The organism is Oleiagrimonas sp. MCCC 1A03011, assembly GCF_003267965.1.
Lineage (GTDB): Bacteria > Pseudomonadota > Gammaproteobacteria > Xanthomonadales > Rhodanobacteraceae > Oleiagrimonas > Oleiagrimonas citrea.
In genome coordinates, this window is record NZ_MSPY01000001.1 from 378,451 (window position 1) to 402,834 (window position 24,384).

The 24,384-nt window shown below is 67.2% G+C and carries 19 protein-coding genes; 10 read left to right on the top strand and 9 right to left on the bottom strand.

The genetic code is table 11. From position 1 onward, the window contains the following. Window positions 1-22: 22 nt before the first annotated feature. Genes murD through BTJ49_RS01805 form a run of 3 tightly spaced genes read right to left on the bottom strand, consistent with a single transcriptional unit; the run spans window position 23 to window position 5,257 of the window. Window positions 23-1,375, bottom strand: coding sequence for a UDP-N-acetylmuramoyl-L-alanine--D-glutamate ligase (gene murD / locus BTJ49_RS01795; protein ID WP_113064002.1), 1,353 nt, complete (start codon window positions 1,373-1,375; stop codon window positions 23-25). Then, entirely contained in the window at window positions 1,356-2,708 is a 1,353-nt protein-coding gene (gene murL, locus BTJ49_RS01800; RefSeq protein ID WP_113063638.1) for a UDP-N-acetyl-alpha-D-muramoyl-L-alanyl-L-glutamate epimerase, read from the bottom strand. The genes murD and murL overlap by 20 nt, the downstream gene beginning before the upstream one ends. After that, complete coding sequence (locus BTJ49_RS01805) at window positions 2,705-5,257, bottom strand: bifunctional aspartate kinase/diaminopimelate decarboxylase (RefSeq protein WP_113064003.1); 2,553 nt, start codon at window positions 5,255-5,257, stop codon at window positions 2,705-2,707. The genes murL and BTJ49_RS01805 overlap by 4 nt, the downstream gene beginning before the upstream one ends. 215 nt (window positions 5,258-5,472) lie before the next feature. Between BTJ49_RS01805 and BTJ49_RS01810 the strand changes: the two genes are divergently transcribed. From BTJ49_RS01810 to BTJ49_RS01820, 3 genes are all read left to right on the top strand, one after another. Further along, window positions 5,473-6,342 (top strand): PhzF family phenazine biosynthesis protein, encoded by an 870-nt coding sequence (locus BTJ49_RS01810; RefSeq protein ID WP_113063639.1) that lies wholly within the window; start codon window positions 5,473-5,475, stop codon window positions 6,340-6,342. A gap of 430 nt (window positions 6,343-6,772) precedes the next feature. Beyond that, window positions 6,773-7,306, top strand: a complete 534-nt coding sequence (locus BTJ49_RS01815) for a (2Fe-2S)-binding protein (RefSeq protein ID WP_113063640.1) — start codon at window positions 6,773-6,775, stop codon at window positions 7,304-7,306. Continuing rightward, a complete protein-coding gene (locus BTJ49_RS01820) occupies window positions 7,303-9,558 on the top strand; it encodes a molybdopterin cofactor-binding domain-containing protein (protein ID WP_113063641.1) in 2,256 nt (751 codons plus the stop codon). The genes BTJ49_RS01815 and BTJ49_RS01820 overlap by 4 nt, the downstream gene beginning before the upstream one ends. A 9-nt stretch (window positions 9,559-9,567) precedes the next feature. On the opposite strand, the gene BTJ49_RS01825 is transcribed toward BTJ49_RS01820, so the two are convergent. From BTJ49_RS01825 to BTJ49_RS01835, 3 genes are all read right to left on the bottom strand, one after another. Next, window positions 9,568-11,190 (bottom strand): hypothetical protein, encoded by a 1,623-nt coding sequence (locus BTJ49_RS01825; protein WP_146742232.1) that lies wholly within the window; start codon window positions 11,188-11,190, stop codon window positions 9,568-9,570. Window positions 11,191-11,466: 276 nt separating this feature from the next. Next, a complete protein-coding gene (locus tag BTJ49_RS15380; RefSeq protein WP_146742233.1) occupies window positions 11,467-12,522 on the bottom strand; it encodes a hypothetical protein in 1,056 nt (351 codons plus the stop codon). A gap of 209 nt (window positions 12,523-12,731) precedes the next feature. Beyond that, window positions 12,732-13,280, bottom strand: a complete 549-nt coding sequence (locus BTJ49_RS01835) for a glycine zipper 2TM domain-containing protein (protein ID WP_113063644.1) — start codon at window positions 13,278-13,280, stop codon at window positions 12,732-12,734. Window positions 13,281-13,776: 496 nt separating this feature from the next. Here BTJ49_RS01835 and fusA point away from each other — a divergent pair, with 496 nt between their 5' ends. Next, a complete protein-coding gene (fusA, locus tag BTJ49_RS01840) occupies window positions 13,777-15,828 on the top strand; it encodes an elongation factor G (RefSeq protein WP_113063645.1) in 2,052 nt (683 codons plus the stop codon). A gap of 195 nt (window positions 15,829-16,023) precedes the next feature. Next, window positions 16,024-16,437, top strand: coding sequence for a hypothetical protein (locus BTJ49_RS01845; protein WP_113063646.1), 414 nt, complete (start codon window positions 16,024-16,026; stop codon window positions 16,435-16,437). A 75-nt stretch (window positions 16,438-16,512) separates the two neighbouring features. Here the strand turns inward: BTJ49_RS01845 and BTJ49_RS01850 are convergent, their stop codons facing one another. Then, the gene (locus BTJ49_RS01850) at window positions 16,513-17,010 is read right to left on the bottom strand and encodes a GreA/GreB family elongation factor (RefSeq protein WP_113063647.1); all 498 of its coding nucleotides are present in this window, start codon (window positions 17,008-17,010) and stop codon (window positions 16,513-16,515) included. Between the two features lie 45 nt (window positions 17,011-17,055). Next, complete coding sequence (locus tag BTJ49_RS01855) at window positions 17,056-17,523, bottom strand: SET domain-containing protein-lysine N-methyltransferase (protein WP_113063648.1); 468 nt, start codon at window positions 17,521-17,523, stop codon at window positions 17,056-17,058. Window positions 17,524-17,656: 133 nt separating this feature from the next. On the opposite strand from BTJ49_RS01855, the gene BTJ49_RS01860 reads away from it, so the two are divergent. From BTJ49_RS01860 to BTJ49_RS01870, 3 genes are all read left to right on the top strand, one after another. Then, the gene (locus BTJ49_RS01860) at window positions 17,657-18,127 is read left to right on the top strand and encodes a hypothetical protein (RefSeq protein ID WP_113063649.1); all 471 of its coding nucleotides are present in this window, start codon (window positions 17,657-17,659) and stop codon (window positions 18,125-18,127) included. Window positions 18,128-18,154: 27 nt separating this feature from the next. Next, complete coding sequence (locus tag BTJ49_RS01865; RefSeq protein ID WP_113063650.1) at window positions 18,155-19,930, top strand: acyl-CoA dehydrogenase C-terminal domain-containing protein; 1,776 nt, start codon at window positions 18,155-18,157, stop codon at window positions 19,928-19,930. Between the two features lie 114 nt (window positions 19,931-20,044). Further along, window positions 20,045-20,524, top strand: coding sequence for a GNAT family N-acetyltransferase (locus tag BTJ49_RS01870; protein WP_113063651.1), 480 nt, complete (start codon window positions 20,045-20,047; stop codon window positions 20,522-20,524). Window positions 20,525-20,606: 82 nt separating this feature from the next. Here BTJ49_RS01870 and BTJ49_RS01875 read toward each other — a convergent pair whose 3' ends face one another. Then, a complete protein-coding gene (locus BTJ49_RS01875; protein ID WP_113063652.1) occupies window positions 20,607-21,422 on the bottom strand; it encodes a SapC family protein in 816 nt (271 codons plus the stop codon). A 306-nt stretch (window positions 21,423-21,728) separates the two neighbouring features. On the opposite strand from BTJ49_RS01875, the gene BTJ49_RS01880 reads away from it, so the two are divergent. Both BTJ49_RS01880 and dxs read left to right on the top strand, forming a co-directional pair. Beyond that, on the top strand, window positions 21,729-22,301 hold the full coding sequence (locus tag BTJ49_RS01880) for an HNH endonuclease (RefSeq protein WP_240151735.1): 573 nt from the start codon (window positions 21,729-21,731) through the stop codon (window positions 22,299-22,301). 132 nt (window positions 22,302-22,433) lie between these two features. Continuing rightward, the gene (dxs, locus tag BTJ49_RS01885) at window positions 22,434-24,320 is read left to right on the top strand and encodes a 1-deoxy-D-xylulose-5-phosphate synthase (protein ID WP_113063654.1); all 1,887 of its coding nucleotides are present in this window, start codon (window positions 22,434-22,436) and stop codon (window positions 24,318-24,320) included. Window positions 24,321-24,384: the final 64 nt, after the last annotated feature.

Consider the following 24,384-nt stretch of genomic DNA (forward strand, 5'->3'; position numbering starts at 1 on the left):
CATGCGCCGGATCACGCCCGACTCAGGCGATGCCGAGTCCTTCGATGCTGGCGATGCGCGCGGCGTCGAAACCGGCCCGTGCGGCGAAGCGGCGGCCGCGTTCGGTGTAGTCGCGGAACTGATCGAAACTGGGCGCGCCGGGCGACAGAAGCACCACGCCCTCGGGCGGCGCCGCTTCGCGCGCACGGGCGATGGCGGCGTCCAGCGTATCGGTCTCGATCAGCGTCGTCGCGCATCCGGCCGTGCGCAGGGCGTCCAGCACACGCGCGCGGTTGGCGCCCTGCACTACCAGCGCATGCGGCGGACGTTCGCGCAGCGCCTCGGCGAAGCCGCGCCAGTCGAGGCCGCGATCGTGACCGCCGAGGATCAGCACGGTCCGCGCGCGCGGCAGGCTGTCGAGCGCCGCCAGCGCAGCCTGCGGCGTGGTGCTGATGGAATCGTTGATCCAGCGATGCCCGTCGCGCTCACCCAGCGGCTGCAAACGATGCGGCAAGGCGTGAAAGGTACGCAAGGCCGGCAGCGCAGCCTCGGCATCCAGCCCCATCTGCTCCAGCGCGGTCAACGCGGCACAGGCATTGAGTGCATTGTGCACGCCCGGGAGCGGCAAATCAGCGACCTCGAACAGGCGCGACGCGCCACGGTACAGACCGCCGTCGGCCACATGCCACCCGTCCACCGCGCCGAAGACAATGCGCTGCGGATGCACCGCCGTGCGCGCCAGCAGGTCCGGCTGCGTGCCGTTGACCAGCAGCGTGCGCGCCGCATCGGCCAGCTTCAGTTTGTCGGCGACATAGCGCTCGCGCGAGCCGTGCCAGTCCAGGTGTTCCTCGTACAGGCTGGTGATCACGCCCAGTTCCAGCGGCCCGGCCTCGCCGGTCTGGAAACTGGACAGTTCCATCACCCACAACGCCGCCTCGCCATCGAGCAGCTCCAGCAGCGGCAGACCGATGTTGCCGGCCAGCGCCGTGCGCACGCCCAGCGAACGCGCCAGATGCGCGAGCAGTGCGCTGACGGTGCTCTTGCCCTTGGTCCCGGTGACGCCGACCACGCGCGCGTCGGGACGCTCGCCGAACCACAGCGCCGTGCCCGAAGTGAACGTCGTGCCCTGCGCCTGCGCGGCCAGCAGCTCCGGCTTGTAGGCGGAGATGCCCGGCGACTTGATGACGACGTCGAAAACCGAGAGCGCCCGCGCGTCCGGCGCTTCGCCGCACACCGTCAGATCGGTCGCCGCCAGATCGTCCGCCTCGCCCTCTCGACAGAACAGCGTCAACGCCTGACCCGGAAGCCGTTGACGCAACGCGGCCAATGCCGCGCGCCCCTCGCGTCCCGCGCCCCAGACCGCGACGCGCTGGCCTTCAAGCACCGCGAATTTCATCCAGCGCTCCGGCCAGTCGGGACGGAATGCGATGCGCATCGGCGGCATCCAGCCACGGCTCCAGCGCCAGTTCGGTCGCATCGAGCTGCGGCAGAATCTCATCGGCGAAGCGCGCCACCAGCGCATCCTCGCGCCACTCTGGACGCTGGCTCAGCGCGTACATGGCCGCACGCGCTTCCGCGCCCTCGCCCACACACTCGAACGGCTTGTGGTCCTGATACTCCATCAACGCATCGAAACCGGCGCGCTGCGATTCGTCGTCCAGCAGATTGCGACCGAAGATGCCCATCAACCGTGGTTTGGGCAGGAACGGCGCCAGCGCCAGGAACACGAAATGGCACTTCGGACACTGTCCGCACCAGCGATCCGCGGGTTTGGGGCCGAGAATGCGGAAGTTGCGGTTGCAGCTGGAGAAGGCGTCGAAATAGTCGCCGCCCAGGCGCGCGAAGGCGCGCGTCACCGCCAGCTCGGCGAACGGGCGCAGCAGCGAGAAATAATCCAGATCCGCGGCCACGTGGCGATGCAGCCAGTCGTGCAGCCGGCATTCGAAATCGAAGCCCTTGCTCCACTGGTGATTGACCTCCTGCCCTTCGTATTCCAGCGTCGCAGCCGAGGCCGAGCGCTCGTTGGCGAAGGCGATGCCGTCGAAGCCGTACAGGATCGCGGCCACGACCAGGATCGCCGAATTCACCGCCGTCACCGGGATGTGGCCGTTCCACGCGCCCATGCGGTTGTAGTCGAACAGCACCGGCGACAGCTCGCGACCGATGTTCAGCATCGGCAACCCGGTGCGTTCGGCGCAATGCGCGATCAGCGGCGAATTGCCGACCCAGACCGCCGTGGCCTCGCCGCCGACCGCCTTGATCGCCTCAATCGCGACCAGCGAATCCTTGCCGCCGCCGATCGGCACCAGCGTGCGACGCGGAAGATCCAGCGACACCGCCAGCGCCTGCGCTGCGCCGTCGCGCGGGAAGGCGATGCGCTCGCGCAGATCCAGTCCGTTGCGGTAGGCGAACTCGGCCAGACCATGCAGATACAGCGTATCCAGCAGTTCTGCGGTGTCGGCGTTCGGCGCAGCACCATCGACGACGATGCGCGGTGGCACGCCGGCCTTGTAGTAGCTGATGCCGGCGACGAAGTGCAGCAGACGCAACGCGGCGTCAAACGCGCCGCGACGCGCCTCCGGCAGCGCCGGCGCGTCCGGAAAGCGGATGCGCTCGATCAGCTCCGGGCCGTCGTCGAAGGCATAGGCCAGCTCGGCCACGCCATCGGCGTAGCCGCAGCGGACGAAACGGAAGCTCGCGGCCTCACGCGGGTCGCTCAGTGCACTCATTCGATCACGATCTCGTCGGCGGTTTCCCGCAGATTGTAGTTCGATGCCATCACCGCGCCGTAGGCGCCGGCCTGGGCAATCAGCATCACGTCGCCTTCCTCCGAGACCGGAAGACGACGGTCGTTGCCGAGCACGTCGCCGGTCTCGCAAATCGGACCGACGACCTGATACAGCGCGGTGGCCTCGTCGTCCAGGCGCGACAGATTCACGATCTCGTGCCAGGCCTCGTACAAGGCTGGACGGATCAGATTGTGCATGCCGGCGTCGACACCGAGGTAGTGATGCCCGCCCTTACGCTTGTCCTGCGTCACGCGCGTCAGCAGCGCGCCGCACTCGGCGACCAGATAACGGCCCGGCTCCATCCACAGACGGTACTGCGGATAGGCCGCCTTCACTTCGCCGAGCACGCGGTCCAGCGCGTCCAGGTCCAACGGCTGCTCGCCCGGATGCGAGGGCACGCCGAGGCCGCCGCCGATGTTGAGAATCTCGACGCTGCCGATGCGCTCGGCCAGCGTCGCCAGCTGCGCGTAGACCTCGCCCCAGTGGCCGGCATCGAGGATGCCCGAGCCCAGATGGGCATGCAGACCCTGCACGCGCACGTCGTGCGTGCGCGCCAGTTCCAGAAAGCGGTCCAACTGATCCAGCGGCAGACCGAACTTCGAGCCGCTGCCGCCGGTGCGCACCTTCTCGTGGTGTCCCAGGCCGCGCCCCAGATCGACGCGCAGCATAATCGAGCGACCGGCGAACAGTTCACCCCAGTGTTCCAGCGGGTGCAGCGCGTCCAGCGTGACCGTGGCGCCGTCATCCAGCGCGGCGGCGTAATCGTCGCGGCGCGCGAAGTTCGGCGTGAACAGACGCGGCGCCTCCGGCGCGGCCGCCTTCGCCGCCGCCAACTCGCCGGGCGAGACGCACTCCAGCCCGAAGCCGGACGCGGCCACCGCCTGCAGAATGCGCGCGTGGGTGTTGGCCTTGATCGCGTAATGCACGTGATCGACCGCGCGCAGGCTCTTCAATCCGTCGATGCGCGCCTGCACCGTCGGCAGATGGTAGACATAGCGCGGACTGCGCTCGGCAGCCAGCTGCAACAGACGCGCGCGTTCGCCGCGCCACCAGGCCGGCGCGATGTCCTGCTCGCCGCTGCCGTACAGCGCCTGCCAGCTGGGGCCGAACAGCTGCGAATCGTCGCTGCGCAGACTGCCCGCGCGCACCAGCAGCTCGTGCAGGCGCGGCAGCAGATCGTCGACCACGTCCTCGTCGACCACGAAGGTCAGATTCAGGTTGTTCGACGACTGCGAAATCATGTGCACGCGCAGCTGGCCGAATTCGGCCAGCACCGAGGACAACTGGTGCAGCATCGAACGCATGCCGCGCCCGACCAGCGTCACTGCCGCGCACGGGGCGATCACCTTGACCCGACACACCTTCGCCAGATCGGCTGCGAGCGCGGCGACGGCGTCGGAATCGAGCAGGTTCTCGGTCGGGTCCAGCGACACGGTGACGTTGGTCTCGGCCGAACCGATCAGGTCCACTGAGATGCCGTGGCGGCGGAAGGCGTCGAACACGTCGGCAAGGAAGCCGACCTGCTGCCACATGCCCACCGACTCCATCGACACCAGGGTGATACCGGAGCGCGTCGAGATCGCCTTCACGCTGGGCGCGGCCTCGCGCACCTGCGGGCCGATCTCGGTGCCTTCCATGTCCGGGTGATGGGTGTCCTTGATCCACAACGGCACGCGCGGTGCGCGCAGCGGCGACAGGCAACGCGGGTGCAGCACCTTGGCGCCAGTGGTGGCGATCTCCTGCGCTTCCTCGTAGTCCAGCTGTCGCAGCAGGCGCGCCGAGGACACCTGACGCGGATTGGCGCTGAACATGCCGGCGACATCGGTCCAGATTTCCACGCGAGCGGCCTTCAGCACGGCCCCGAAACAACTGGCCGAAGTATCCGAACCACCGCGACCCAGCAGCACGCAGCGACCGTCCTCGTCGCGGGCAATGAAGCCCTGCGCGATGAACACGTCGCCCTGCCCGGCCAGTCGCTCGGCCAGCGCCGCGTCGGGCTGTGCATCGACGGTGGCCGACAGCGTGCGCGTGCGGGCGTTCTGGTTCGGCAGCGACACGGCGCGCAGGCATTCGCGCGAGTCGACCCATTGCGTCGCCAGGCCCTGCGCCGAAAGAAAGGCCGCGCCGAGCGCGCTCGACAGCAGTTCGCCGTGCCCCTGAACCAGGGCCTTCCAGGCCAGCGGATCGGCCGCGTCGGGACCGTTTTCGGCCAGCGCCGAAAGATCCGCCAGGCGCGATCGCACCGTGTCCGGCAACTCGAGCCCCATCACCGCCGCCAGTTCGTGATGGCGCGTGGCGATGGCTTTCGCGGCCGCGACGCGGGCCTCGACGGCATCCTCGGCGCACAGCGCCTTGAGCGCATCGGTGACCCCGGCCAGGGCCGAGACCACCAGCAGCACACGCGAACCTTCGGCGCGTCGCGCAGCGGCCAGCTCGCGGATATTGCCCCAGCGCTCGGCGCTGGCAACGCTGGTGCCGCCGAACTTCATCACCACCCAGGGGGCGTCGACGGGCAAAGTGGAGACAGCTTCGTTCACGATTTCGGTTGCATGGTGGGGGAAAAGGTCATCCGGCCAGTGTGCCCTGCGCGTGGCAAAACGCAATCATCACGGTTATAGCGTTTTCACATGTCCCGGAGGTGGCCGCGACATGGCGAGGAAGCGTCACGTGTATTGTAGGCCACCCGTCTGCGCACCGTTCCGCCATGACCCCACGACGCTATTTCGAGATCGACGTCTTCACCGACCGCGCCCTCTACGGCAATCCGCTGGCCGTGATCGTCGACGCCGAGGACCTGGACGATGCCGCCATGCAACGCATCGCCACGTGGACCAACTTCTCCGAGACCACCTTCCTGCTGCCCCCAACCACGCCCGAGGCCGACTACCGCGTGCGCATCTTCACGCCGCGGCAGGAACTGCCCTTCGCCGGACATCCGAGCGTCGGCAGCGCCTTTGTCGCGCTGGCCTGCGGGCGCGTGGACGCGGCGCGCGGGGCGCTGGTGCAGGAATGCGCTGCCGGACTGCTGCCCGTGCAGGTCGAGGGCGACGATGCGCGGCGGACAATCCGCGTGCAGGCGCCGCCGGCCCGCATGCAGATGCTGTCCACCACGCAGGCCGACGCCCTCCACGACGCGCTGGGCGCAACGGCCGCGCGGCCACCGCAGATGATCGACAACGGCCCGCACTGGCTGACCTGCGACCTGACCGACGCAGCGACGGTTCGCGCACTGGAGCCGGACATGGGCGCACTGGCCGCACTGTGCCTGGAACGGGACGCGGTCGGCGCCTGCGTGTTCGGTCGCGAGCGCGACGGCCGCGCGGACATGGCCGTGCGTGCCTTCTGCCCGGCCGACGGCATTCCCGAAGACCCCGTCACCGGCAGCGCCAACGCGGCCATCGCCGCCTACCTGCATGCCGAGGGCGGACTCGACGACTACGGTCGCCGCTACACCGCCAGTCAAGGCCGCGAAGTGGGCCGCGACGGCATTGTGGAGGTGAGCGTCGACACCGAGGGACACGTGGCCGTGGGCGGCCGCTGCGTCGTCGTGGTCGAGGGCCGTCTGAACCTCTGATCGCCCCGCTTTGATCGTCCCGCATGGGAACCTCGGAAGCCTCCCCTCTTGTGTCACCCCGGCGAAAACCGGACAAGCACGCAACGCGCAGAGCGTCCGAAGAATGGCCCGGGAGGGGCGAGCGAAGCGAATAACCAGCGTCTTTCTTTCCAATCGGCGTGAAATCGCTGGACTCCTGCTCCCACAGGCATGATGACCGAAGGACGTGTCCGTAACGCCTTTGGCAGCGACAGTTGCCCGCACTCGCAGCGCATCGCATGCTGTGCGGATGGTTCGCGGAGTCCCATGCAGCAGGGCGCGCAAGCGCCCGATTACGTCTGTCGCCCAGGTGCCCGGTCGGCGGCGTGATCGGCGTCGACACCGGTTCAGCCGCTGAACGGCCTGGCTCTGCAAGAATAGGCGTACGCCGACGCCAGAGGACGTACCCAACGTGCAAGCGCAACCTGTCCAGACGCCGCCCGACACCATCACCAGGGTTCCGCCGCGCAGCGGGATCTCGCTCCGCATCAACGGCGAACCCTATCTGCATACCGGCGATCCGGCGATGCCGCTGCTGTGGTACCTGCGCGACGTGCTGCAACTGACCGGCACCAAGTACGGTTGCGACAGCAATGTCTGCGCCGCCTGCACCGTGCTGATCGACGGCAAGCGCGCCCTGGCCTGCGCCCGCACCATGGAAACCCTGGCTGGCAGCGACGTCACCACGGTCGAGGGCCTCGCCGGTCCGGACGGTCGTCTGCACGCCCTGCAGCAGGCCTGGATCGACGAGGACGCAATCCTGTGCGGCTACTGCCAGCCGGGCTGGCTGATGGCCGCCGCGGATCTGCTGCGCCGCAAGCCGAATCCGAGCGACGCCGACATCGACGCGCTGCCCAATCTGTGCCGCTGCGGCAGCCAGCCGCGCATCCGCCGCGCCATCCACCGCGCCGCCGCGCAACTGCTTGACGCGAAGGCCGCAAAATGAGCACCCGCATACCGCTGACTCGACGCCGCTTCCTGCAGGTCATGGCCGGCGCGACCGGCGCGTTGATCGTCGGCGTTCGCCAGGCGCGCGCCGACGACGGCGACACACCGCTGGCCCTGCTCGGCGATCCCGTCACGCGTCTCGGCCCCTACGTGCGCATCGAGCCGGACGGGCGCGTGATCCTTGGCGCACGTGATCCGGACTGCGGCGAAGGCACGCACACGTCCCTGCCGCGCATCATCGCCGACGAACTCGACGCGGACTGGACTCGCGTCGAAGTGCTGTCGCTCGGCCCCGACCTGGTCAGCGGCAACGACAGCCTGCACTGGCGCTATGGCCATCAGCGCAGCGGAGACGGCAGCAGCATTCCCGCCGCCTGGCAGGACCTGCGCACCGCCGGCGCTCTGGCGCGATGGCTGCTGGTGCAGGCCGCGGCGCAGACCAGCGGCGTCGCGGCCGCCAACCTGCGCTGCGAGAACAGCGCCGTGATCGCGCCGGACGGCCGCCGTTTCGACTACGGATCACTGGTGAAATCCGCCCTGCGCCAGGCCCCGCCGCAGACCGCGCCGCCGCTGAAGACGCCCGACCGCTTCCGCCTGATCGGTCGACCCGCCGGCGACGTTGACGCCGAAGCCATGGTGCGCGGCGAGGAAAAATTCGCCATCGACCAGTACATGGCCGAGGCCCTGACCGCCGTGGTACTGCACTGCCCCTGGCCGGACGGCACGCTGGACAGCATCGACACCCAGGCCACGCTGGCGATCCCCGGTGTGCGCAAAGTCCTTCAATTCCAGCCGGAACCCGGTCAGCCGCTGGGCAGCACACCCATCGCCAACGGCGTGGCGGTGCTGGCCGACGACACCTGGTCGGCGCTGCGCGGACGCGACGCGCTGAAGCTTTCCTGGAAACCGGGCAAGAACGCGAATGCGTCCACGGCGGCCATGGAACAGCGTACCCACGATCTGCTGCAGAGCCAGGCCGAACCGACCCGCCACGTGCGCGAAGACGGCGATTTCGCCGAAGCTGCGAAGAAGGCCGCACACCGCGTCGAGGCGCTCTACACACAGCCGTTCGTCGCCCACGCCACCGCCGAACCGATGAACTGCCTGGTGCGCATCGACACTGACCGCATCCGCGTAGTGACCCCGACGCAGTCGCCACAGGAAGCCCTGACCGTGGTGCAGCGCCTGACCGGCATGCCCGCATCCCGCATCGACGTGCAGGTCCCGCGTACCGGAGGCGGCTTCGGGCGCCGCCTCGACCACGATTTTCTGGCCGAGGCGGTGACACTGGCCAAGGCGACCGGCACCGCCGTCAAGCTGATGTGGACCCGCGACCAGGATCTGCAGCACGATTTCTACCGCCCCGGTGCCCTGCACCGCATGCAGGCGCTGCTGGACCGCCGCAAACGCCTGATCGGCTGGAACGTGCGCAAGGCCAGCGCCTCGGTCCTGGCTGGACGCGAGGTGCCAGCGGATCGGCTGTGGACCTCCGAGAACAACCCCGACGCCCTGCCCGCCGGCCTGATCCCGAATTTCAGTTCGACCTGGTACGAGCTCGACAGTCCACTGCCGCGCGGACCCAGCCGCGCCGGGCACGACGTAGTGGACGCCTTCGCCACGCAGATGTTCCTCGACGAGATTGCGCACGTCCTGCGCAAGGATCCGCTCGATCTGCGCATGGAACTGCTCGGCGAACCGCGCATGCTTCCCGGCATGGCGGCCAGCATCCCGATCGACACGGCCCGTCTCGCGAACGTACTGCAACGGGTCGCCGTGCGCATCGACTGGCGCAAGCGCCGCACCAACGGCCATGGTCTGGGCATCGCCTTCCACCACATCGACGGCGCCTACTGCGCGCATGCCTTCGAGGTGTCCGTGCGCGGCGAGCGGTTGCGTATTCACCGCGCCGTATGCGCGATCGATGTCGGCCGCGTGGTCAATCCGCTGGGGCTGCAGGCGCAGGCGATGGGCGCGACCGTGGACGGGATATCCACGGCGCTCGGTCAGATCATCCAGATACGCGACGGTCGCATCGTGCAGACCGACCTCCACGATTACCCGCTGGCACGCATGGCGCAATTGCCCAACGAAGTCGAGGTCATCAGCATCCCCTCCGACCTGGCTCCAACCGGCGCCAGCATCGTCGCCATGCCCTCGGCGGCACCGGCCTTGGCCAGCGCAGTGTCGGCCGCGACCACGATCCGCGTGCGCCGCCTGCCGCTAATGCCGGAACTGCTGCGCAAGCTGTAGGCGAACCCACTACCAATTGTGACTGCGCGCGCCCTTCGGCGCCGCGCAACCCGGCGGCAGCACACCGCCGGAAACCCGCGCGGTCTCGCACTCGACCGATTGCGACGAGGATTGCGGCAACGATACCGGCGCGGCCGGCGCCGCCGTGGACGCGCCCATGCCCGGCACCAGCGGCTTCGCCGGCGCCATGTTCAGACGCGGATCGTCGCTCTTCGCGGACGGTCCGCTGGGCGGATCGCCACCGCAGCCGAAGCCCAGCAACCAGCCACCGCAGTGAATGCGCACGCCACGCCCCAGGTCGAACGTCTTCTTGAAGCTCAGTGCATCGACCAGATTCTGCAACCAGGCGGTGAGTGCGTCCTGGTTATCCGGCGCCCAGTACTTGTCGAAGATCGTCGGCTTGTAATCGAGGCCGTGATAACGCCGGGTCATCACGTCGGAATTACCCTGCGGCTGACGCTGGATGTATGCCGGGACACCGTCCGGGCTTCCCTTTCCAGCCTGACGCTGCGCGGCCTCTCCATGTCCGGGCTGGGTGACGGGCTTCTTGCCGAAGCGGTCCGACTGCTGCGCCCACGAAGTGTCGTCCGGCTGCGGCGATGCCACGACCGTGCTGGATCGCGCCGGTGCGACCGAAGAGGATGGCGTCGGCGTGACGCTCGGCGGCTGGACATGCATATCCGGCACCGATTCGACCTCGGTCAGGGAGGACGAAAAATCGACTTTCGGCGCAGTCGACGCAACCACGTCGATGCGTACCGTGGGCGCTTGCACCGGCGCGGCGGGCAACTCCTGACTCGGCGCCTCCGTCGGCGCGGCCACGGCTATCGGCGGTTGTGCCGCAGTCGGTTCGACCGCGGTCGCGTCGATCTGCAGTTTCTGCGTCGGCTGCACGGCAATCTGCTGCCGCGGCGATACCTTGCCGACATCGATCTGCGGCTGAGGCTGCGGCAACGCTGGCGGCGACGCCTGCACCGGTTGCACGGCGGCCGGTGTGGCCTGCTCGGCCTGGACGTCGAGTTTCGGCGCGCCCTGAACCGGCTTGGGCCGGTCGATGGCAATCGGCTGATCCATCACCGAGGGCGAGGGCACGGTCGTCTGCTGGTCGAGTGTGACCTCGGGCGGCGGCAGCGCCATCTTCGAGGGTTCCAGCACCACCTTCGGCGGTGGCGGTACTGCGATTGCCGGCGCATCCGGCTTCGGCGGCGATACCGGCGGCTGCGCCACGGGCTGCACCTGCGGCAGCGGCTGCGGTTTCTCCTCCACCTTCGGCTCGGTGCGCGCGATGCGCACGTCGATCTTCGGACGAGTCGGCGCCGGCACGGGAATCGGCGCCAGATTCGGCGCCTGCGCCGGGGTCGCCACGGCGCGCTGCGCAACCCGCTTCTTCACTGGAGTCGCCTTGCGCGGCGGAACCGGGGGTGGCGGCGGCGGAGGCGGCGGACTGCTGTCGATGAAACGCACCTGGATGGCATTGTCCTGCCCTTGCGGCGTCGGCGGCTCATAGTGCGGCGGGCGCACCAGAAGCATCGCTGTCGCGACCACCAGATGCACGAGAATCGAGAGCACCCAGGCGGTGATGTTCAGACCGTGCTGCGGCGGCGGCTTCCGCCAGCGCATCTGATGCAGCATCAGCCGGGTCGTGCGACTGAATGTGCCCTTCCCGATGGAGATCGATCGACGGGAATGCGGCGACCAGCGGTGATGCTCCGCGATCGGCGTATGGACATAGCCCAGCCATTTCATGCGCGCACACCGAAACACGCCCGCCGCAGGCGAGGCGCAACGTCAAGGATGATGAAGGTACTCGGCATCCTCATGTCCGCGATCCGTAACACGCGCAGATCCGACACGGACCCGGCAATCCCGGACACCTTAACAGTGCCCGGCAACCAGCGGCAGTGCTCATCATCCACCACCGCCGTACCTGGATGTCGCGTTCGCATCCGCTCGCCGCTTTCGTGCGCAATGCGGCGGCAGCGGCGCACCCGAGACGCGGGCCGTCTCGCAATCCACCCGCACGAGAAGCGGTCTGGCGGGTGTCCTGACGGAGGCCTTCCGCGCATGACCCGTCGCCCCCGCACCCGGCGCAAGCGGCTTGGCCGGCGCCATGCTCAGGCGCGCATCGCCGCTCTTGCTCGAAGGCGGCGGCGGCGGATCGCCCGCGCAGCCGATCACCACCCCGATGCCGAAAAGACTGCTGGCGCAATGCAGGCGAATACCGTGCCCGAGATCGAACGTCTTGTGATAGGCCGTCGCGTCCACGAGATGCTGCAGCCACTCGGTGATGCCATCCACGTGCTGTGGCGTCCAGTAGGGGGAAAACACGGTTTTCCTTACCGTGATGCCGTGCGTACCCCGCGTCATGAGGTCGGAAGAACCCTGCAAGGCGGGCTGGGTGAACTCAGGCACGCCACGCGACCGGGCATGGCTATCGGTCGGTCCGGCATGCACGGGAGCTGGCGGCTCGAAGCGATCCGGAGCCATGACCCAGGACGCCATGGCCCTGGGTGCATGTTCCGGACGATGCCGCGAAGGAGCGGACGGAGGCGACACCCCGGCAGCGTTCGCCACGGGCCGGGTTCGCGCGCGCGGCGTGCGACGCGCATGCAATGCGCGCGCTGCCGACACGGGCCACGGCGGCACGGCGGGCGGAGGCGCGGGACGGTGTGCACGGATGAAGCGAAACCGCAGAGAACCGTTCCGGCGGGACACGGTGCGACTCCATGGTCGTACCGGGTGGGCGCGCACCATCCACAGCGCGAAGCCCAGATTGACCAGCACGGAGAGCAGGCATGCCGCGACCTCGACGCCGGTGAATGGCCTCGCCCCGTGCGCGCGATTCCGCGCGCACGACAACGTCTCCCCGGAACCTCGATCCCTGAACCACGCAGCGTCGCCCTTCTCATTCTCGTGCCTGGACTCCCGCACCGTCATCCGTGCACGCACCAGCGCACGATCCATCGATGCCGAATCCCTCGTCGGACGCGAAATGCGCGAAGGCTCGAATGCATGAGACGTCTCCCCGAATGATCTTCCCTGGCTTCGGTCTGTCCGCGAAAGTGGACGGGATGACCGCTGAACAGCAGCGAAGGTGGCCGAGCTGCCCGGCCACCTTCGCGCCACAATGCCTTTGGAGTGCGGCAACCCAGTCGAGTTCCCGCTCCCGGCATTTACTCCGCGGGACGCACACGATCGTCCACGCGCACACGCAGACGACGACCCGGATCGTGATCCATGCGCGTGCGATAGATGTCGCCGCGATAGCGATAGGTCACGTTGTACGCGACCACGCGATCGCCCGCATAGACCGAACGGGTGTGACAGCGCCGGGCATAGGCGGTGCGCACTTCGTCGCGACCGCCTGCGGAAGCGCGGTTGCCAATCGCCCCACCCACGACTGCGCCGACCACCGTCGCGGCCTTGCGCCCGTCGCCCTTGCCCACGGTGTTGCCCAGCACGCCACCGATCACGGCGCCGAGCAGCGTGCCCGCGGCCTGATGACCGTTGTCGCGATAAACCTCGCGGCCCACCGGCACATCGCGGCAGACTCGTTGCGGACGATAGGCGTGGCGATAGAGCGGGCGCACGGAGGTCACCCGCGCATAGTCGATGTACGACTCGTGGCCGTAGCCGTGACGCGCCCAGGGCGGATTGGCCAGCGCGGAGGTGCTGGCGGCGATGGCGGTAACGAGCGTCAGGGTGGTAACGAGGCGTTTCATGGCACGACTCCTTTATCGGTTGTGCGATTCGCATTCTCCGCATCGGCATTGAATTGCTTCTTAATCGCGAAATCGGGCCTGTCAACGTGCCGCGGACTCGTGCGTTGCGATGATCACTTGACCTGCGCCGACAAAAGGACAAGGCTTGACCTCCCCGCCATGACCGCCCGCCCAGCGCACCGCGCTCCCGGCGGCCAGCGTTCCCGAGCGGACGACCATGACGGCCTCCAGGGATACCTGATGTGTCCCAGTGCAGGTGTCATGATGTCCAGAAGGCCCACAGCGAACCGATCGTGGCGCAAGGCAACCGGATATCGTCCGGGCCGTCCAAAGGCGGCGCGGCGCGCGTACCCGAGCCACAACTACCTCATTCGCCCTCTCGACACATGGTCCGTCCGCCCCCACCCGGGCGCTCGCGATTCGCATGCGATCCGGGCACGGTACCCGCACAGGACCTCGTCAGGACATCCCGCTCACCCTCGAAGGGAGGCAGGTCATGTCCCAACGTCAAGCAAGCATCCGCAACCTCGCTCTATCCGGCCACGCCGGCGCCGGCAAGACCACCCTATTTGAAGCCCTGCTGCATGCCGGCGCGGCGATTCCCTCGGCAGGCACGATCGAGCGCGGCGACACCGTCTCCGATCATGATCCGCTGGAACGCGAACACCAACACTCCATCGACACGTCGCTGGCCAGCCTGGACCGCGACGACTGCCGCATCCAGCTGATCGACACTCCCGGCTACGCCGATTTCCGCGGCCCCACCCTGTCGGCCATGAATGCCGTCGAGACCATGGCCGTGGTCGTCGACGCCACGGCCGGCATCGAACACGGCACGCGTCGACTCATGCAGTACGCCGGCCAGCGCAAACTGGCGCGGCTGCTGGTCATCAACGGCATCGACCGGGTGAACGGCGCGACGCTGGCCACACTGGTCGACGAGCTGCGCGAGCAGTTCGGCCCCGAATGCCTGCCGGTCAATCTGCCCGCGGAGAACGGGACAAAAGTGCTGGACTGCTTCTTCCACGATACCGGCGAAACCGACTTCTCCTCGCTGGCCGATGCGCACCGACAGATGCTCGATCAGGTCGTGGAAATCAACGAGAGCGTGATGGAGCACTACCTGGACGCCGGCGAAGGCGACCTCAGCCGCGAAGAGCTGCACGATGCCTTCGAACAATGCCTGCGCGAAGCGCACCTGGTGCCGATCTGCTTCGTCTCCGCGCGCACCGGCGTCGGGGTCGAGGAACTGCTCGATCTCACTACGCGCCTGCTGCCCAGCCCGGCCGAAGGCAACCCGCCTCCCTTCATGCGCGAGCAGGATGCCGGCAGCGAGCCGGTGCTGACCGTGGCCGATCCCGACCGTCACGTGCTGGCCGACGTGTTCAAGATCATCAACGATCCGTTCGTCGGCAAGCTCAGCGTGTTCCGCGTGCACCAGGGTACGGTGCGCAAGGATTCGCAGTTGTTCGTGGACGACGGCCGCAAGCCGTTCAAGGTCGGCCATCTGTTCCGCCTGCAGGGCAAGGAACACGTCGAGATCGACGAAGCCGGCCCGGGCGAGATCGCCGCGGTGGCCAAGATCGACGACATCCATTTCGATGCCGTGCTGCACGACGCCCAGGCCGACCAGCACATCCACCTGGCGCCGCTGGACCTGCCGCAGCCGATGTTCGCGCTGGCGCTGGAACCGGCGCGCAAGGGACAGGAGCAGAAACTCTCGCAGGCATTGCACCGTCTGTGCGAAGAAGACCCCTGTCTGCAGGTCGAACACCACAAGGAACTCAACGAGACCGTGCTGCGCGGCCTCGGCGATCTGCATCTGAAGGTTGCACTGGAGCGCATGAAACAGCGCTACGGTGTCGACGTGAAGACGCACCCGCCGCGCATTGCCTACCGCGAGACCATCCGCAGCAGCGCCGAAGGCCATCATCGGCACAAGAAGCAGACCGGCGGCGCCGGCCAGTTCGGCGAAGTCTTCTTGCGCGTCGAACCGCTTCCGCGCGGCGCGGGCTTCGAATTCGTCGACCAGGTCAAGGGCGGCACCATTCCCGGCTCGTTCCTGCCGGCCATCGAGAAAGGCGTGCTGCAGGCCATGGAGAGCGGCGCAGTGGCCGGCTACCCCATGCAGGACGTGCGCGTGATCGTCCATGACGGCAAGCATCATCCGGTCGACTCCAAGGAGATCGCCTTCGTCACCGCCGGCCGCAAAGCCTTCCTCGACGCCGTCGCCAAGGCCGGGCCGCTGGTGCTGGAACCGATCGTCAATCTGGAAGTGTCGATTCCCGAGGCCAGCGTCGGCGACGTCACCGGCAGCCTGGCCTCGCGGCGCGCACGCATCCTCGGCACGGATACCCTGCGAGGCGGCGAACTGGTCATCAAGGCCCAGGTGCCGCTGGCCGAACTGACCGACTACCAGACCGAACTGAAATCGATGACCGGCGGCCAGGGACGCTACGCCATGGAGATGAGCCACTACGAGGCCGTACCCGGCGGCGTGCAGAAACATCTGTGCGATGCCTGGCGGCCGCACGCGGAAGCCGTCTGACACCGCGTTTGGCGCAACACCAACACAACGCCACGGCGTGCGCAGGCAGCGAATGCCGCGCGCGCCGTGGCGGCTTTCGTCGCTCCCTGCCCCCGCCCCGCCCCCGCGCATCGCATCGTGCGATCAGTCCCGATATGATCCGCATGCGCGCACGTAGCGCGTGCTCAGACACCAACTAGAACGGAAGGGGATTTCATGATGAAACGTTTCGCTCTGGCGACGCTGGCATGCGTCGCCCTGCTCGCCGTGTCCGCCTGCACCAAGGCCGTGCTGAAGCCGGCCCCGGCCATCAGCGTGCCGGCCGGCATCAGCCAGGCGCAGGTCAAGAAGTCGATCGTGTCGGCGCTGGAAGGCCGCAAGTGGACCCTCGACAAGATCGAGGACGGCACCATCCTGTCCACGCTGCACCTGCGCGACCACACGGCGACGATCCGCATCACCTACAACACCCAGGCGGTGAACATCACCTACCTGCGCAGCACCAATCTCGAGTACAGCCAGCGCGGAAGCACGCGCTACATCCACCGCAACTACAACGGCTGGATCAACTACCTGGAGCAGGACATCACGCGCAACCTGCAGAATCTCAGCGCCACGCAGAGCGACTGAACACGAAAAACGGGCGGATGCGTCGCATTCGCCCGTGCTTTCTCTACGTTCGGCGATGCCCGCCGGACGCGCCGGTCAAGATGTGTAATCGATACCGAGCACTTCGATGACCCGATCCCCGGCCGGCCGCTTCCAGACCACCTCGTCACCCACCTTCGCACCCAGCAGCGCCTTGGCCAACGGGGACACATAGCTGACCAGTCCCTCCTCGGCATCCGCCTCGTCCTCGCCGACGATGCGATAGGTATGCTCGCCTTCGTCGTCAGCCACCTCCACGGTGGCGCCGAAGGCCACGCGGTCACGCGGCTGCCCGGCAGGATCCACCACGCGCGCACTGCCGACCCGCGCCTCCAGCCAGCGCAGGTCGCGCTTCACGGCCTGCAGTTCGGCCCTGGCCTCGATATCGTCCTCCGCCGCACTCAACACATGCTTGCGCGCCTGGGCGTCTTCCAGAAGCGCGCGCAATTTCGCCAGCCCGGAAGGCGTGACGTAATTGGGATGAGAACTGATCGGCCGCTCCGGCAATTCGCTGCCAGCCGGCGAATCGGATTCTTTGACGAAGGCTCGGCTCATACCCCCGAAATGGGTGCGCGAGACCTCCGATTCAAGGAAAGCACGTCAGCGCTTGGGCTGCAGCAGTGTCCCGGTACAGTTCGGCGAACCGCAGCGGCACGCCCACAGCTTCTTCATCTTCGCCGTGTGCGGCACCTCGAGCACGATGCCGTAGTTGTAGGTCAGCTCTTCGCCCGGCTCAATGTCGCGCTTGGCCTCGATCAGCACCTTGTCGTGCTTCGGGTTGCCGTCGTCGGCCTCCTCGATCAGCGCCTCGCAGTTGGGATCGCAGCTGTGGTTGATCCAGCGCGCGTTGTTGCCGTCCACGTTGGCATCGACGATGTACTTGTCGTTGAGCGTGAACAGAAAGGTGTGCCCGGTATCGGCGCCGTCGCCGTACAGGCGATCGGCCTGCGCGTGCGTGATGAGACGCCCTTTGTAGCGGATCACGGTTTCGCCCTTGGCGATCGGAGCGAGGGCGAACACGCCGTTGCCGTGGATCGGCGAACGGCGGGCGGCAATGCGTCGTGGCATGAGCGGTTCTTCGCGAGGAAAAGAAGCATCATGCCGCGCGCACCAACGATTGCAAGGACATCGTGTCGCAACGGGTGGCATCTACGCTTCCGGGCGTTAGAATCGAAATTCGAACATTCGTTTGGAGGCAGGCATGAAACGCGTTCTGAGCGTGGTACTCCTGATCGCATCGTTGGTCGCGCTGAGCGCCTGCGGCCCGACGCGCAAGAGCGTGTTCCCGCCGCTGGTCAGCATCCAGCAGTTGCACGTGACGGCCGACGGCCAATGGCAGATGCAACTGCGCATCCAGAACAACAGCTACGACGGCGTGAAATTCAGCGCTGTGCACCTGGACATGAAACTCCACGGCGTCGCTGCAGGCCGCATCGACCAACCCATCGATCTGGACATCCCCGCGCTCTCGGTCGATGTCGCCGAAGTCCGCATCATGCCCTCCTCCGCCGCCGCCAAGCTCCTCGCCGCATCCGGAAACTCGGTTCGCTATCAGCTCAGCGGCAGCGCGACCGGCCAACCCGAGCAGAGCAAGAAGGCCCGCACCTTCAAGGTGCAGAGCCAGGACACCTGGTTATCGCCCGTTCCCGGCATCGCCGACACCTGGCGCTGAGCCCACACCGCACCCACAGGATCCGACATGACGCTATACGCCGCCCCGCTCGATGACATGCGTTTCGCCTTCTACGACCTGCTCGGCGGCGACGCCACGCTGGCGCGTCTGCCCGGCGGCGAAGCGCTGGGTCGCGAGCTCATCGACGCCGTCCTGAACGAAGCCGCGCGCTTCAACGAACAGGTTCTCGCACCACTGAACCAGAAAGGCGATGCCGAGGGCTGCCACTTCGACCGCGACACCGCCTCGGTGCGCACGCCGGAGGGCTTCCGCGAGGCCTACGCGCAGTACGTCGACGGCGGCTGGGCCGGATTGACCGCGCCAGAGGCTTTCGGTGGCCAGGGCTTGCCGCACAGCATCGGCGCACTGGTCAAGGAGATGATCGACTCGGCCAACCTGGCCTGGGGTACGTACCCACTGCTGTCGCAGGGCGCCACCGACGCGCTGCTGGCGCATGGCGAGGACTGGCAGCGCGAGGTCTTCCTGAAACCGATCGTCGAAGGTCGCTGGACCGGCACCATGTGCCTGACAGAACCGCAGGCCGGCTCCGATCTCGGCCTGCTCAAGACGCGTGCGGAACCGGGCGAGAACGGTGCCTACCGCCTCACCGGCACCAAGATCTTCATCACCGCGGGCGAGCATGATTTCACTGAGAACATCGTCCACCTGGTGCTGGCACGCCTGCCCGACGCACCAGCCGGCAGCCGCGGCATCTCCATGTTCATCGTGCCCAAGTTCAAGGTCGCCCGCGACGGCGCCATGGGCGAGCGCAACGCCGTCGCCTGCGGCGCCATCGAGCACAAGATGGGCCTGAAGGGATCGGCCACCTGCGTGATGAACTTCGACGGCGCCGAGGGCTACCTGATCGGCCAGCCGCACAAGGGCCTGATGGCCATGTTCACCATGATGAACGCCGCCCGCCTGGCCGTGGGCATCCAGGGACTTTCGCTGATCGAGCGCGCGATGCAGAACAGCTTCGCCTATTGCCGCGAACGCCTGCAGATGCGCGCGCTGTCGGGCGCGGCGGAACCGGACAAGGCCGCCGATCCGATCATCGTGCATCCCGATGTGCGCCGCATGCTGCTGACCCAGCGCGCCTTCGCCGAAGGCGGGCGCGCGCTGGCACTGTACGCGGCGCTGCAGAGCGACATCGAGGAACGCAGTGAGGACGCCGCCGAACGCGCCCGCGCCGGCGAGGTACTCGGCTTCCTCATCCCCATCTGCAAAGCGCTGCTGACCGAGGCAGCCGTCGAATGCACCTACCATGCGCTGCAGACCTACGGCGGCCATGGCTACATCGCCGAGCACGGCATCGAGCAGTTTGCCCGCGACGCACGCATCACCACGCTGTACGAAGGCACCACCGGCATCCAGGCGCTGGACCTGCTCGGCCGCAAGGTCATGCAGCTGCAGGGCGCGGGACTCAAGCATGTGCTCGGCGACATCGCGGCGTTCTGCCAGCAGCACGCCGAGGACGAGACGCTGGGCGAGTTCGTCGGACCGCTGGCCGTGCATGCCAAGACCTGGGGCGAACTGACCCAGGAAATCGGCCAGCGTGCCCAGGGCAATCCCGACGAAATCGGCGCGGCGGCCGTGGACTACCTGTTCTACTCCGGCTACATCGTGCTGGCCTGGATGTGGGCGCGAACCGTGGCCGCCCTGCCCGAGTCCAGTCTGGATGCCGAAGCGCAGGCCGGCAAACGCGACACCGCGCGCTTCTACTTCAGCCGCATTCTGCCGCGCACGCATGCGCATCGGGCCGCGATCCAGTCCGGCATCGACGGCATGCCCGCCGTGCGCTGAGGCACGACGAACCGGGCAGAACGTCGCGCGATGCACGATTCGCACTTTCCGGCATCGCCGCGAAGGTGTAGAACTGCACACCCGCGCCTCGGGCGCCGTAGTCAGCGAGCTGTCATGAGCGATTCGCCCTTCCTGATCCGTCTGGCCAGCCCCGACGACGATGACTTCATCATCGGACTGGTGCCGCGTTTCGTCGATTTTCCGCTGCCCGCCTGGCGACGACGCAACGAATGCATCGAAGGCATCCGCAAGGACCTGTCCGAGCACCTGGAAGATTCGCCGGCCAACAGTTTCATGTTCGTCGCCGAGGATCGCGACAGCGGCATGCGGCTGGGCTTCGTGCATCTGCAGAAGACGCAGGACTTCTTCAATGGCCGCACCAACTGCCACATTTCCGATCTGGCCGTGTCGCCGAAACAGGAAGGACGCGGCATCGGCAAGGCCCTGCTCGATCACAGCCGCGAGTGGGCCGAGGAGCACCACTGCCACATGATCACGCTGGCCGTGTTCCCGGGCAACGAGCGCGCACGACGCATGTACGAGGCCGCGGGCTTCGACGTCGACCTGGTGCGCATGGCGCAGCCGCTTCGATAGAGACGCTCACGCGCTTCGATGAAGCAAAAAAAAACGCCCATCCAGCCGGGTGGGCGTTTTTCGTCGATCCGCGCAGCGGGGATCAGGCGTCGTTGCCGGCCTTGGCCTGGTTCTCCGCCTCTTCCCTCATCTTGGCTTCGAACTCGGCCCGCTCTTCCGGCGTGAAGCGCGCGTGCATGCGCTGCACCAGTCGATCCAGGTTCGAGAGCGAGAACAGGTGCGCGAAGATCCAGGTCAGCGAGCCGTCCTGCATCAGGCCGTGCAGCGTCTCGGCGTCGAGGCCCTGCAGCTTCTGCTCGTCCACCACGTAGAGACCGTTCAGAACGACGTTCTTGCCCGGCATCTTGATCTCGATCGTACGGCTGGTGAACAGCTCCAGATCGTGCAGACGCTTCATCAGCTCGCGCGTGCGGCGAATGTGCTGCTGGAACTCACCCAGGAACGCGACCGCCTGCTTCAGGGTATCGGTGTCCGTGCCGTCCTCGTTGAACAGGCGCTGCCCTTCCTCGGTACCGAATCCGGGATAGGCCTCGTCCAGGAACACGGCAAAGTCGTCGCCGTCCTTGCCTTCTTCCGGCGGCTTCTCGGCCAGCACGAACGGATAGCGGCGGACGAACGCGGGCACGTAGGTGTCGGATGCCCAGAACCCGTTCTCATCAACCATCAGGTTCTCTTCCTGACGCAGGCCGAGCAGGACGATCGGATTCAGATCGTCCAGGCTGTCGCCGGCAAACAGGATCGGATAGTGATGCGCCGCATGCGGGAACTCGACGCAGGACAAGGGCACCGAGTGCGCCTTGGCCGCGAAGGCAGCGCTGGGAATGGGCTTGATTCGCAGATTCTTGTGGGAATCGCGGTTGAGCGGCACCGGGCGCTCGTAGAAAAGAACTTCGCTCACTTGGTCATTCCTCGTTGCCCGTCGTGCCGGACCGCCCCTCCGGGGTCCTCGAGAACGCGACGACGGCTTTTGGTCAATCTCTGATCATACCAGCGCACTGGCCGGGCAGTAAGACCATCGCCACATTCGCCGGCTAGGCTGAAATCGTGCGCAGCCTGCCCAGAGGGTTAAAAACCCTATTTTTTCCGCTATGCTCGGAACAAAGCAGGAATCGGGGTCGCGCGAAAGGCCCGCCCCACCGGCAGGAACGCTTATCTCGCCCCACCACGAGGGATCGATACGCAGATGCTGACGGAAGATTCGAACATGCACGACCTGCACTCCACGCGAGTGCTGGCCCTTGACGCCGGCGGTCGAATCCTCGACTGGATCAGCTGGCAGGACGCGGTTTGCCTCTACGTTCGAGAGGCCGTGGCCTGGACGCTCGGCGATCCCTGCCTGACCGTGCACGGCGGCACCAATCGACTGACCGGTGCCCAGACCACCCTGCTGCTGCACCCGATCGTCGCCAGCACCGGCCATTGCAGAGCCAGTGGCATCGCCCCCTCGCCGGCACTGACCAACAACGCGCTGTTCGCCCGCGACAAGTACCTGTGCCTGTACTGCGGCGAGCATTTCGCCCGCAGCGCCCTGACCCGGGACCACGTCATGCCGGTTTCGCGCGGCGGCCAGGACATCTGGGAGAACGTGGTCAGCTCCTGCACCCACTGCAATCTGCGCAAGGGCAACCGGACGCCGCAGCAGGCGCACATGCCGCTGCTGGCCGTGCCCTACCGGCCCAGTTGGGTCGAGCACCTGATCCTGTCCAACCGCAACATCCTGGCCGACCAGATGCAGTTCCTGGTCAACCACCTGCCGCGCAAGCGCCGACCGAGCTGAAGCGCTCGCTCGCGCCCGGAAAAGGCCCGCGCAGCGCCCCATCCGGGCCCGGAACCGGGGCCATGATGCTGTCGAGCGCGGCGATTGCGCGCAGTACAGGACAGAACGCACCGATGGTGCGAAAATACGGCAATGATCGACGCCACACGCTACCCCCTACTGGCACGCATCGAACATCCGTCCGACCTGCGCCAGCTTTCGCAGACGCAGCTTCAGGATGTCGCCGACGAACTGCGTGCCTACCTGATCGAATCGGTCGCCAGCTCCGGCGGCCATTTCGGCGCGGGCCTGGGCGTGGTCGAACTGACCGTGGCGCTACACTGGCTGTTCGAGACGCCGCACGACCGGCTGGTCTGGGATGTCGGCCACCAGTGCTATCCGCACAAGATCCTCACCGGCCGCCGCGACCGCATCACCACGATCAAGAAGAAGGACGGCCTGGCGCCTTTCCCGCGCCGCGAGGAGAGCGAGTACGACACCTTCGGCGTCGGCCATTCCTCGACCTCGATCTCGGCCGCGCTGGGCATGGCCATCGCCAACCAGCGCCGCGGCGACATGCGCAAGGTCGTGGCCGTGATCGGCGACGGTGCGATGACGGCCGGCATGGCCTTCGAAGCCATGAACCACGGCGGCGACGTCGAACCCGAAATGCTGGTCGTGCTCAACGACAACGGCATGTCGATCAGCGAGAACGTCGGCGCGCTGACCAAGACCCTGGCCCGCCTGCTCGCCAACCGCACGCTCAACAGCTGGCGCGAACGCGCCAAGCGCGCGATCCCGCGGCAGTCGTTCATGGGGCGCTTCTTCAAACGCTGGGAAGAGCACGCCAAGGGCATGTTCATGCCCTCGACGCTGTTCGAGGAACTGGGCTTCCACTACACCGGCCCCATCGACGGCCACGACATGGACGCGCTGGTCGCGGCCATGAAGACGGTCAAGGACCTGCCCGGCCCGCAGCTGCTGCACGTCATCACCACCAAGGGCAAGGGCTACGCGCCGGCCGAGAACGCGCAGATCGACTACCACGCGGTCGGTCCGTTCGACCCGCAGGCGGGCGTCATCAAGAAGGCACCCGGCAAGATCACCTACACCCAGGTCTTCGGCGACTGGCTGTGCGACATGGCAGCCGCAGACGAGCGCCTGTACGGCATCACCCCCGCCATGCGCGAGGGCTCCGGCCTGGTGCGTTTCTCGCGTGAATATCCGCAGCGCTATTTCGACGTTGCCATTGCCGAGCAACATGCCGTGACGCTCGCCGCCGGCATGGCCTGCGAGGACGCCAAGCCGGTGGTGGCGATCTACTCCACCTTCCTGCAGCGCGCCTACGATCAGGCTATCCACGATGTGGCGCTGCAGAATCTCGACGTGCTGTTCGCCGTCGATCGCGGCGGCGTGGTCGGCCCCGACGGCGACACGCATTCGGGCAGCTTCGATCTCAGCTACCTGCGCTGCCTGCCGAACATGGTGGTCATGGCGCCGGCCGACGAGAACGAATGCCGCGCCATGCTCAGTACCGGCTTCAAGCACGAAGGCCCCGCCGCGGTGCGCTATCCGCGTGGCACCGGTCCGGGCGTGGCGATCCACGAGGACCTGGAAACCCTGCCCCTCGGCAAGGCCGAACTGCGACGGCGCGGCCACGGACTGGCACTGCTCTCGTTCGGCGCCATGCTGGCGCCCGCCGCCGAACTGGCCGCCGAGCTGGACGCCACGCTGGTCAACATGCGCTTCGTGAAGCCGCTCGATGAGGACATGATCCTGGAGATGGCTCGCACACACGATGCCTTCGTGACGTTCGAGGACAACGCCGTGGCCGGCGGCGCCGGTTCCGGGGTGGCCGAATGCCTGGCTGCGCACGACATCGCCATGCCGATTCTTCATTTGGGTCTGCCGGACAAGTTCCTCGAACACGGCAGCCGCGAGGAAGTACTGAGCATGGCCGGTCTCGATCTGCCTTCCATGCGACGTGCCATCCTGGCGCGCTTCCCCCAGCTGGCGCAGCGCACCACGGCCAATGGCTGAAGCATTCCGATCTCGATACAAAAAAGGCCCGCAACCATGCGGGCCTTTTTCGTTTTCAGCAGGA